The 9,352-nt window shown below is 62.6% G+C and carries 14 protein-coding genes; all 14 read left to right on the top strand.

Annotation, left to right across the window (positions count from 1 at the left end):
* Positions 1-164 precede the first annotated feature (164 nt).
* The 14 genes from PG887_RS16585 to PG887_RS16520 all read left to right on the top strand — a co-directional run bounded on the left by PG887_RS16585 (position 165) and on the right by PG887_RS16520 (position 9,315).
* On the top strand, positions 165-596 hold the full coding sequence (locus PG887_RS16585) for a Mor transcription activator family protein (RefSeq protein WP_130627552.1): 432 nt from the start codon (positions 165-167) through the stop codon (positions 594-596).
* 136 nt (positions 597-732) lie between these two features.
* A complete protein-coding gene (locus tag PG887_RS16580; protein WP_130627553.1) occupies positions 733-1,383 on the top strand; it encodes a Qnr family pentapeptide repeat protein in 651 nt (216 codons plus the stop codon).
* Positions 1,384-1,484: 101 nt separating this feature from the next.
* The gene (locus PG887_RS16575) at positions 1,485-2,072 is read left to right on the top strand and encodes a glycoside hydrolase family 108 protein (protein WP_130627554.1); all 588 of its coding nucleotides are present in this window, start codon (positions 1,485-1,487) and stop codon (positions 2,070-2,072) included.
* On the top strand, positions 2,069-2,371 hold the full coding sequence (locus PG887_RS16570; RefSeq protein WP_069652688.1) for a hypothetical protein: 303 nt from the start codon (positions 2,069-2,071) through the stop codon (positions 2,369-2,371). Before PG887_RS16575 ends, PG887_RS16570 begins: the two co-directional genes overlap by 4 nt.
* The gene (locus tag PG887_RS16565) at positions 2,364-2,585 is read left to right on the top strand and encodes a hypothetical protein (RefSeq protein WP_043133770.1); all 222 of its coding nucleotides are present in this window, start codon (positions 2,364-2,366) and stop codon (positions 2,583-2,585) included. Before PG887_RS16570 ends, PG887_RS16565 begins: the two co-directional genes overlap by 8 nt.
* A gap of 21 nt (positions 2,586-2,606) precedes the next feature.
* A complete protein-coding gene (locus PG887_RS16560; protein ID WP_042074576.1) occupies positions 2,607-2,834 on the top strand; it encodes a TraR/DksA C4-type zinc finger protein in 228 nt (75 codons plus the stop codon).
* 59 nt (positions 2,835-2,893) lie between these two features.
* On the top strand, positions 2,894-3,196 hold the full coding sequence (locus PG887_RS16555) for a DUF2730 family protein (RefSeq protein WP_128296927.1): 303 nt from the start codon (positions 2,894-2,896) through the stop codon (positions 3,194-3,196).
* Positions 3,193-3,489: a VpaChn25_0724 family phage protein gene (locus tag PG887_RS16550; protein WP_010674005.1), complete on the top strand. Its 297-nt coding sequence runs from the start codon at positions 3,193-3,195 to the stop codon at positions 3,487-3,489. Before PG887_RS16555 ends, PG887_RS16550 begins: the two co-directional genes overlap by 4 nt.
* A 2-nt stretch (positions 3,490-3,491) precedes the next feature.
* Complete coding sequence (locus PG887_RS16545) at positions 3,492-4,067, top strand: DUF3486 family protein (RefSeq protein WP_130627555.1); 576 nt, start codon at positions 3,492-3,494, stop codon at positions 4,065-4,067.
* Entirely contained in the window at positions 4,067-5,626 is a 1,560-nt protein-coding gene (locus tag PG887_RS16540; RefSeq protein ID WP_210538336.1) for a terminase large subunit domain-containing protein, read from the top strand. Before PG887_RS16545 ends, PG887_RS16540 begins: the two co-directional genes overlap by 1 nt.
* Positions 5,626-7,197, top strand: coding sequence for a DUF935 domain-containing protein (locus PG887_RS16535; protein ID WP_210538337.1), 1,572 nt, complete (start codon positions 5,626-5,628; stop codon positions 7,195-7,197). Before PG887_RS16540 ends, PG887_RS16535 begins: the two co-directional genes overlap by 1 nt.
* A complete protein-coding gene (locus PG887_RS16530; RefSeq protein ID WP_210538338.1) occupies positions 7,197-8,672 on the top strand; it encodes a phage head morphogenesis protein in 1,476 nt (491 codons plus the stop codon). Before PG887_RS16535 ends, PG887_RS16530 begins: the two co-directional genes overlap by 1 nt.
* Entirely contained in the window at positions 8,669-8,869 is a 201-nt protein-coding gene (locus PG887_RS16525) for a hypothetical protein (RefSeq protein ID WP_210538339.1), read from the top strand. The genes PG887_RS16530 and PG887_RS16525 overlap by 4 nt, the downstream gene beginning before the upstream one ends.
* A complete protein-coding gene (locus PG887_RS16520) occupies positions 8,869-9,315 on the top strand; it encodes a phage virion morphogenesis protein (protein ID WP_210538340.1) in 447 nt (148 codons plus the stop codon). Before PG887_RS16525 ends, PG887_RS16520 begins: the two co-directional genes overlap by 1 nt.
* The last annotated feature ends 37 nt before the right edge of the window (positions 9,316-9,352 follow it).

The following is a 9,352-nucleotide window of genomic DNA, read 5'->3' as shown; positions in this document are numbered from 1 at the left end:
GTGTTTGGAGACAGCCAGTTTACCAGCACCCTGTCTGTCAACTTCCACTTCCCCAAGATCCCGCGAAGAACCTAAAACTATCCCCATCAATGAAAAGACCGGTCGGGTGGTGGGCTATCAGGCTGTTGTGGCAGCCTTTGAGCAGATGCAGGCGGAGGTGCAACATGGATAGCAGCCAAGAGAATCTGGACCTGTTCGCCGAGGACCATGAATCCTTGGGGCAGTTGGTGGACCGGTTGGATCAGATCCCGGCGGCCGAGCTGACTGCCAAATGGCCCAAGGCACTGGCCGAGCTGGTCGATGTGCTTGCCTGTGAACTTGGGCGCGGCGGGATGGCGGCGGATAAGGCCTTGGCCCAGGCCCGCAAGCTGGCATTGGTGCAAGCTCACTATATGGGGGGGCGTGCCTACTACATCCCAACCGGCGATCATCTCAAGGCCGCGCTGCGGGACAGAGCGATCTGGGATGAGTTCAATGGCCGTAATATCGACCAATTGGCCCGCAAGCATGGCCTATCGGTGCCTCAGACCTATGCGGTGGTGGCAGAGCAACGGCAACTGACTAAGAAACGTGTACAGAAGGATTTTTTTGAATGAAAGTTCAATGAATGTATCTTGTCGGTGTGACGGACATACAAATTCGTGATTCAAGGCAAACAGCTTGAGTTCAGGAAGTTTAGTTTAGGTTAATACAATTTATTCACATGACGGTCTTCGTCAGAGGAGTATCAGAATGATCAATGGCTTGCGTTTCGAGGGGCGGCGCTTCGAGCAGCAAGAGGTAGAAGGCGAGCAGTTTAGTGGCTGCAGCTTCGTTGGTTGCGATTTTTCCCGGTTGAATTTGAGTGAGTGTCGCTTCGTTGACTGTAGTTTTTATGATCGGGAACAGGAGCTCAGTTGTCAGCTGCAAGCATGTAATCTGCGTGAGGCGAGCTTCCTACGCTGTGATCTGACCCTAGCGAACTTGAGTCACAGCCAGTGCTTGGGGTTGGAAATGCGTGACTGTCAGGCAATGGGGATTAATTTCTCCCGTGCCAGCTTCGTCAACCAGATTACCCTTAGAAGTTACTTCTGCGACGCTTATTTGACCGGTAACAACTTTAATTACGCCAACTTCGAAGGTTGCTTGCTGGAAAAATGCGAGCTCAGTGGCAACCGGTGGAATGGAGCGAATTTGCAGAGAGCATCTTTGGCTGGATCTGATCTGAGTGATTCAGAGTTTGGACAAATAGAATGGACCAGCTTTAATCTGCAGGGGTGCGATCTGCGAAATAGTGATCTGTCTGGGTTGAATCCGCGACGAGTTAATCTAAACGGGGTAAAAATAAGTGAATATCAGCAGCCAGAGTTGCTGGAACAGCTAGGTATTATCGTCTTCCCCTGATCCCTCTGTCATTTCAGAGTTACCTTTCTAACCCACCATAAACCCGCCCCATTAAGGCCCCTCGGTACGCTGCGATAACGCAGTTTATCGAGGGGCCTTTTATGTTGCCTGATACCTATCCCATAGCGCTTGCCTGGTTGCTCCGTCCCGATGTGGAAGGGGGCGAGGTCAACCATCCGGCCGACCGTGGCGGCCATACCAAGTTCGGCATGGCCGATGTCGCCGACGGCAGGAAGGACGGCATGATCGACCTCGATCGGGATGGTCGGCCGGACATTGCCGTCGGGGATGCGACCCCTGCCCACGCCCAGTTGTTTTACCGCGCGAACTACTGGCTGCCCGCCCGTTGCGATCGGGTTGATAGCGTCTGCCCGCTGATTGCCATTGCCCTGTTCGACGGCGCCGTGCATCACGGCCCTGGTCGCTCGGTGCGCCAGTTGCAGCAGGCGCTCGGCGTCTTGGCCGATGGGGTGCTGGGCTCCCATACCTTGCGGGTGCTGGCCGCCAAGACCGGTCGAGATGGTGGTCGGGCCCTGCTGCTCACGCTGCTTGAGATCCGCGCCGGCTTCATGCTCGGCATCGTGCGCAAAGACCCGAGCCAGTGGGCCAATGCCCACGGCTGGAGCAACCGCCTGCTGCGCCTGCAGAGTTACCTGCTCTCGACCCGGTTCGGTGAGGGGGCGGCATGAGCAAACCCAGCCTCATCAACAAGCGCCGCCAAGCGTTGCAAGGGATCCAGGCCGCCGGGTATTTCGGCATCCCCGAACTCAAGAATCCCCGTTACCTTGCCTGCTTCAAGGATGGGCGCCGCGCCCATCTCAAGGCCGCCCTGGCCGGTGCGGATCTGGAGGCCATCCCGCTCTACAGCCATCACGCCACTCGCCAATCCCTGTACGAGCAGGGCTGGCGGTCGGTAGGGGAGCTGGATCGCCTGCGGGCCCGTGCCCGTCTTACCCCACCTCAACAGAAGGAAACCCATCATGCCTGATTCCCTGTTACCCCAAGCCAAGCCTGCGCTCAGGAGCCGCGCCGTCATCGGCGGCGTCATCGCCGTGGGGGCCGGTATCGCCGGCCTGTTCGGCGTGCCGGTCGATGTCGGTACCCAAACCAGCCTGGTCTCCACCGCCGTGGATCTGGCCAGTGCCATCGGCGGCCTGCTGGCCATCTGGGGCCGCCTCAAGGCGACCCACGTCATCAAGTAATCGGTTCGCAAGGAGACACCCTTGAGCGACCCCATAGACCGCGCCCAGCAGCTCGACGCCGAGCGGACCGGGCGCCTTATTGACGCCCACCGGGCAAGGCCCAAACCCCGTGGCGATGGCATCTGTTGCGATTGTGATGAGCCCATCCCGATTGCACGGCTGCATGCCGAACCCGATGCGCCGCGCTGCATCGAGTGCCAGACCCTATTCGAGCGCAAGGAGGCAATCCGTGTGGGATTTCATCGTTAAGGGGAACAGGAGGCCGCTGCTAGGCCCGATATTGCCGAACCAGACGAAGGGGGCCACCGATGTGGGAATTTATCGTTAAAAACTGGGGGCCCCTGTACGCCCTGGCCAGTCTGGTGGGGTTGATCGTCATCATCTTGCTCTCCAAGACCTACGCCAAGCGTGAAGATGTCACCGGCCTGGCCGCCAGGGTGGCCAGGGTCGAGCAGCAACTCTCGGATCTGCCGACCGAGAAGGAGCTGCACACCCTGCAACTGGAGATCAGCGAATTGCGTGGTGAGCTGCGGGCACTGGCGCCGGAACTGCGCCAGGCCCGCCGGCTCGCCGACCTGCTGCTGGAAAATGAACTCAAGGAGAGAACATGAGCATTCAAGGGATATTGGACGCCCAGCAACGCCTGGTGATCTTGCGATCCTTGCTCGATATCGGCGGGGCCGCCAACGAGTCGATCCTCAATGATTGCCTCGACCAGCTGGGTACCGGCCGGGTGTCCCGGGATCGGGTCAAGACCCTGCTGGCCTGGCTGGATGAGCAGGGGCTGGTGCGCATCGAGAAATTGGCCCAGGTGCAGGTGGCGCACCTGACCGGCCGGGGCCAGGACGTGGCTGAAGGGCGATCCAGCGTGCCGGGTGTCAAGAAGCCTCGGGCGGAGGATTGACCATGGCCGAGAAACCGACCCGGGGCCGCGCCAGCAAGGTGTGGCTGCTGCCCGAAGCTATCCGCAACGCCCTCAACGAGATGCTGCGCGACAAGGGCAACAGCCAGGCCGCCATCCTGGACGAGATCAATGGTCTTATCGAGGGCGCAGGGTTACCCGATGATCTCAAGCTCTCCCGCTCAGGGCTCAGCCGCCACGCCAGTCAGGTGGAGCAGGTGGGCCAGCACCTGCGCGACTTACGGGAGACCACGGCGGCGCTCACCTCCCAGCTCGGTGACAAGCCGATGGGAGAGACCACCAAGCTCATCCTGGAGCTCGGCCGTTCCCAGCTGTTCAAGGCGATGCTGGCCCAGGTGCAGAACCCGGAGGAGGCGGTGGATATCGACATGCTGAAAAACGCCATGTTGGCGGCCCAGCGGCTCGAATCCACCGCCATGCAATCGCATCGCCGGGAGAAAGAGATCCGCCAGGCCTTTGCCGAGGAAGTGGCCGCCAAGACCGAGGCCATCGTCACCCAGGCGGGCCTGAGCGGTGAGGCCGCCGCCGAGATACGCCGCGAAATCCTGGGGATTGTCTGATGACCACGATCGTACAGACCCCTATCGCACAGCAGTTGGCCCAGACCCTCGGTACTGAATACAGCCCCGACGAGGTGTTGCTGCCCTACCAGAAGATTTGGATAGCCGACGAGAGCCCGCTCAAGATCGCCGAGAAGAGCCGCCGCACCGGGATCACCTGGGCGGAGGCGGCCGACGCCGCCCTGACGGCCTCCAAGACCAAGACGGCCGGGGGCTGCCACCACTTCTATGTAGGCAGCAACAAGGAGATGGCGCGAGAGTTTATCGATGCCGTGGCCATGTGGGCCAAGGCGTACAACAAGGCAGCAGGCGAGATCCAGGAGGAGGTGTTCACCGACGACGAGGACAAGGCGATCCTCACCTTCGTGGTCTATTTCGCCTCGGGCTTCAAGGTGCAGGCGCTCTCCAGCAACCCCTCCAACCTGCGGGGGATGCAGGGCAATGTCACCATCGACGAGGCGGCGTTCCACGACCGGCTCGCCGAGGTGCTGAAAGCTGCGATGGCGCTGACTATGTGGGGGGCCAAGGTGCGGCTTATCAGCACCCACAACGGCGTGGACAACCTGTTTAACCAGCTCATCAACGACAGCCGTGCGGGCCGTAAAGAGTATTCCATCCACACCATCAGCCTGGACGACGCCTGCCGCCAAGGGCTCTATCGTCGCATCTGCCAGGTCAAGGGCACGCCCTGGACGCCGGAGGCCGAGGAGAGCTGGAAGGCCGGGCTGCTCAAGGCCACCGCCACCGAAGAGGATGCGCTGGAGGAGTATTTCTGCGTGCCCAAGCAGAGCAGCGGCGTCTATATCAAGCGCACCCTGATCGAGCGGGCCATGCAGCCGGAGATCCCCATCCTGCGCTTCACTTCCCCTGCGGACTTCGAGCTGCAAAGCGAGGAGACCCGCAAGGCGGTGGCGGAGATCTGGTGTGAGGAGAACCTCAAGCCCTGCCTGGAAGCGCTCGATCGCAATTGCCGTCATGTACTGGGGGAGGACTTCGCCCGCAAGGGGGATCTCTCGGTGTTTGTTCCGCTATCCATCGCGACCAGCCTGCGCAAGACCGTGCCCTTCGTGGTGGAGCTGGTCAATGCCCCCTATGAGACCCAGCGCCAAATCCTGTTCTACCTGCTGCAGGGGCTACACCGCTTCACGGCGGCCGCCTTCGATGCCACCGGTAACGGCGGTTATCTGGCAGAAGCTGCTCGGCTGCGCTGGGGCGCCAGCATGATCGAGTGCGTGATGCTCAATGACCCCTGGTACCGGGAGTGGATGCCCAAGCTCAAGGCCGAGTTCGAGGACGACAACCTGGTGATCCCGCGCCATGCAGACGTGCAGGACGACCTCGGCAAAATCCAGGTCATCAACGGGGTACCCAAGATCGACAAGGGCAAGAACACCGGCCAGGGCGGCCAGCAGCGTCACGGCGACTTTGCGGTGGCGCTGGCCATGGCAGTGCGGGCGAGTTGGATGGAAGGGGGCGCCATCGAGTTCACCCCCTTACCTGGTAAACACGATTCAGAGCGCAACGACGACTATCACCGATATGAAAGAGGGGGTTGGTAATGGCCGGACTCATCGACATTCATGGCAACTCGCTGCGCCTGCAGAAGGAGCCGCAGACCGAGAACGACGCCAAGCTGGCCCAACTGCGTCGTCACTACAGCGAGCATCCCACGGTGGGGCTCACCCCGGGCAAGGCTGCAGCAGCGCTGAAAGAAGCGGAGGAGGGGAGCCTCATCGCCCAGTGCGAGCTGGCCGAAGACATGGAGGAGAAGGACGCCCACCTGCAGAGCGAGCTCGGCAAACGGCGCCGGTCCCTGCTCGGGGTGAGCTGGACCATAGAGCCGCCCCGCAATGCGACCCCCGCCGAGCAGCGCGACTGCGAGATGATCCGCGAGCTGCTGGAGGACTTCACCTGGTTGGATGACGCCATCTTTGACGCCACCGATGCGGTGCTCAAGGGGTTCAGTGCCCAGGAGTTCAGCGGCTGGGAGATGGTGGAGGGGCTGCAGCTCCCCAAGGGCATCGTCTGGCGCGATCCCGCCTGGTTCCAGACCCACCCGGATGACTGGAACCAGTTGCGGCTGCGGGACGGTAGCAAGGAGGGGGCAGCCCTCAATCCGTTCGGCTGGGTCATGCACAAGGCCAAGTCGAAGTCGGGGTATCTCGCCCGCACCGGCCTTATCCGCACCCTGGTCTGGCCCTTCCTGTTCAAGAACTACAGCGTGCGGGATCTCGCCGAGTTTCTGGAGATCTATGGCCTGCCGGTGCGCCTGGGCAAATACCCGGAAGGGGCGACCGAGAAGGAGAAGGCGACCCTGCTGCAGGCGGTGCTCTCCATCGGCCATAACGCTGGCGGCATCATCCCCCGGGGGATGGAGATCGATTTCCAGAATGCGGCCAACGGTCAGGCCGATCCCTTTGTGGTGATGATGGACTGGTGTGAGCGCTCCATGAGCAAGGCCATCCTGGGGGGAACCTTGACCAGCCAGGCCGACGGCAAGAGCTCGACCCATGCGCTCGGCAACGTCCACAACGAGGTGCGCCAGGAGGTACGGGATGCAGACCTTCGCCAGCTCGCCGCGACCCTGACCCGGGATCTGGTCTATCCGCTGTTTGCCCTGAACGGCAAGAGCTTCCAGGGGCCGCGCCGCTGCCCGCGCCTGGAGTTTGACGTGACCGAGCCCGAGGACATGCGCGATCTGGCCTATCCGCTGCGGGCCCTGGTGGGCATGGGGATGCAGATCCCGGCCCAGTGGGTGCGGGACAAGCTGCAGATCCCGGCACCCAAGGAAGGGGAAGAGGTGCTGGTCATCGTCGACAAGCAGGCAGGGGCCGGGGAGGCGGCGCTCAAGGCGCAAGGGTTGGCGGCGCTGGCGGCAAAGTCCCCTGCCCGGGGTGATAACAACGATGCCCAGCTGGCCCGGCTGCAGGCCGAGGTGGCCCCTTTGCTCGCCGGCATGACCGATGCTGTCCAGGCACTGGTGATGCAGGCCACCACCCTGGAGGAGATCCGGGATGGCTTGCTGGCGCTGGAGCCCAACCTCAGTCATGACGAACTGGGGGCGCTGCTGGCCCAGGCCATTGCCGCCAGCGAACTGCTCGGCATGCTGGAGATGGAGGAGGGCAACTGATGCCCGTTCGTTACGGCAGTCTGCCGTTTGAGGAGGCGATCGCCTTCTTTCGCCAGAAGCTGAATATGCCGAGCGAGCGCTGGGCCGATGTGTGGCGGGACGCCCATAACCGCGCCTTTATGGTGGCGGGGGCGACCAAGACTGACTTGCTGGCCGACCTGCGCGGGGCGGTGGACAAGGCGATCAGCGAGGGGCAATCCCTCGGTGCATTCCAGAAAGCGTTCAAGGAAATCGTGGCTCGCCACGGTTGGGTGCATACCGGCCCGGCGTCGTGGCGCTCTCGCGTCATCTTCGAGACCAACCTGCGCCAGAGCTACAACGCCGGGCGTGATGACCAGATAGAGCGCATCAAGCACAAGCGCCCCTATGCGCTCTATCGCCACGGCGACTCCGAGCACCCCAGGGAGCTGCACCTCAAGTGGAACAACCTGGTGCTGCCGGTGGACCATCCCTGGTGGGAGACCCACAGCCCCAGCAACGGCTATGGCTGCAAGTGCAAGAAGTTCCTGCTCTCCGAGTCAGATCTCAAACGGCGGGGGCTGACGGTGGGCCAGGCACCGGATGACGGCAATTATGAGTGGGTGGACAAGGCGACCGGGGAGATACACCGGATCCCCCGTGGCATCGATCCGGGTTTCGATTACCGGCCAAAGACGCCCGCCGCCCTGACCGAGGCCGTGGCCAAGCGGGAGGCGGCGAAACCCGCGCTGGCCGAGCGCTTGCCGCAGCGGTTGGTGGAGAGCGCCTTTTCGACCGCCAAGGGGGTGACGGCGCAGGGGGTCAGCGATCTGCTGGCCCAGCTACCCGCACCCCAGCGTGAGCCCTTGGCGGCCTTCCTCAAGGCGCACCCGGTCAAGACCCTGTTTATCAAGCAGACCGAGATGGGCAAGGGGGCGGCAGGGCTCAAGGTTGCGCCGGCCATCGCCGAGTACCTGGGCACAGACCCTTACCTGGTTCGCTCCCTCTATTACACGCGCCGGGCCAGCGCGACCAACGGCTTTACGGCCAAAAGCTGGGGCCATCTGGTTATCAAAGTGAAGGCGGGTGATACACTCAAAGCAGTGGACATGCAGGCGGTGCAAGCGGCGGCGGCCGAGGTGGTCACCGATGCCCATGCCAACACCGGGCCCCGTCACTGGTTGCCAAGGGGGACCAGTGGCGAGACCTTGCGCCGTCACTGGAGCATCTCCGCCAACGTCGGCGGCAAGCAGGGGGAATCAGCCCAGCGGCTCTCAACCTGGTTGCACGAACTCGGTCACCAGGTTCACTTCTGGGCCGGGGAGCCTGACCTGACGGGGGTGGGACTGCTGACGGAGTATGCCGGCAAGACCAGGATGGAAGCCGCCGCCGAGGCATTTGCCGCCTGGGTCTTGGCGAGGGATGCCATGGTGACGCATTTCCCCGAACTGGCCAAACGAGTGGAGGCCATGCTGGCCCAGGCCACGACCGCCAGCCGCAAAGGAGAGAAAGGATGACCCTGTTGGAACAAGCCAGCGCCCTGCTGGCAGAAGATGGCCCCTTTACCCTGGCACAGGCCAAGGCGCTGGATGCCTTGTGCGAACAAGCCGAAGGTGAAGAGGCAGAACTGTTGGGGGATCTCTGGGCCGCCGCCATGGCTGCGGCTGATGAAGAGGCCATGCACTTTATGACCACCTTCGAGGATGACGCCTGATGGCGGGCAGCTTTATCGCCATCAGCCACCACGGGGTGGCCGATGCCCATGAGCTGCTGGCCAGGCTCTATCAGCGCACCGGCGACTTGAGCGAGCCCCTGGCGGATATCGGCGAGGGACTGCTGCTGTCGCACCGAGATCGCTGGGATGCGCAGGAGACCCCGGAAGGAGATCCCTGGGCCCCGCTCTCGGACAAGTACCGCGCCCGCAAGCCGCGCCATGCCGACGAGGTGCTGCGCCTGAACGACGATCTGCGCGACACCCTCAACTATCAGGCCGATCCCCAGGCCCTCTACTTCGGCACCCCGCTGGAATACGGCGCCGCTCACCAGTTCGGCCGCCCCGAGATCAACCTGCCTGAGCGCCCCTATCTGGGGCTGTCGGAAACAGACCAGCAGAGCGTACTGGAGACGCTGGAAGGCTATCTGACGGCGGACGCGCCCTAAGCCTCTGAGTGCGTTTACGGGGGCAGGGCCGGTGCGA

It is taken from the genome of Aeromonas sp. QDB14 (assembly GCF_027707845.1).
In the GTDB taxonomy this organism is placed as follows: domain Bacteria; phylum Pseudomonadota; class Gammaproteobacteria; order Enterobacterales; family Aeromonadaceae; genus Aeromonas; species Aeromonas caviae.
Note: the sequence above shows the minus strand (reverse complement) of the source record. Positions and strands in the feature narration are given on the sequence as shown.

Excerpts from the sequence above, each read along its gene's own strand:
- PG887_RS16585 (WP_130627552.1), top strand. The coding sequence starts at position 165 with ATGGATAGCAGCCAAGAGAATCTGGACCTGTTCGCCGAGGACCATGAA.
- PG887_RS16580 (WP_130627553.1), top strand. The coding sequence starts at position 733 with ATGATCAATGGCTTGCGTTTCGAGGGGCGGCGCTTCGAGCAGCAAGAG.
- PG887_RS16575 (WP_130627554.1), top strand. The coding sequence starts at position 1,485 with ATGTTGCCTGATACCTATCCCATAGCGCTTGCCTGGTTGCTCCGTCCC.
- PG887_RS16570 (WP_069652688.1), top strand. The coding sequence starts at position 2,069 with ATGAGCAAACCCAGCCTCATCAACAAGCGCCGCCAAGCGTTGCAAGGG.
- PG887_RS16565 (WP_043133770.1), top strand. The coding sequence starts at position 2,364 with ATGCCTGATTCCCTGTTACCCCAAGCCAAGCCTGCGCTCAGGAGCCGC.
- PG887_RS16555 (WP_128296927.1), top strand. The coding sequence starts at position 2,894 with ATGTGGGAATTTATCGTTAAAAACTGGGGGCCCCTGTACGCCCTGGCC.
- PG887_RS16550 (WP_010674005.1), top strand. The coding sequence starts at position 3,193 with ATGAGCATTCAAGGGATATTGGACGCCCAGCAACGCCTGGTGATCTTG.
- PG887_RS16545 (WP_130627555.1), top strand. The coding sequence starts at position 3,492 with ATGGCCGAGAAACCGACCCGGGGCCGCGCCAGCAAGGTGTGGCTGCTG.
- PG887_RS16540 (WP_210538336.1), top strand. The coding sequence starts at position 4,067 with ATGACCACGATCGTACAGACCCCTATCGCACAGCAGTTGGCCCAGACC.
- PG887_RS16535 (WP_210538337.1), top strand. The coding sequence starts at position 5,626 with ATGGCCGGACTCATCGACATTCATGGCAACTCGCTGCGCCTGCAGAAG.
- PG887_RS16530 (WP_210538338.1), top strand. The coding sequence starts at position 7,197 with ATGCCCGTTCGTTACGGCAGTCTGCCGTTTGAGGAGGCGATCGCCTTC.
- PG887_RS16525 (WP_210538339.1), top strand. The coding sequence starts at position 8,669 with ATGACCCTGTTGGAACAAGCCAGCGCCCTGCTGGCAGAAGATGGCCCC.
- PG887_RS16520 (WP_210538340.1), top strand. The coding sequence starts at position 8,869 with ATGGCGGGCAGCTTTATCGCCATCAGCCACCACGGGGTGGCCGATGCC.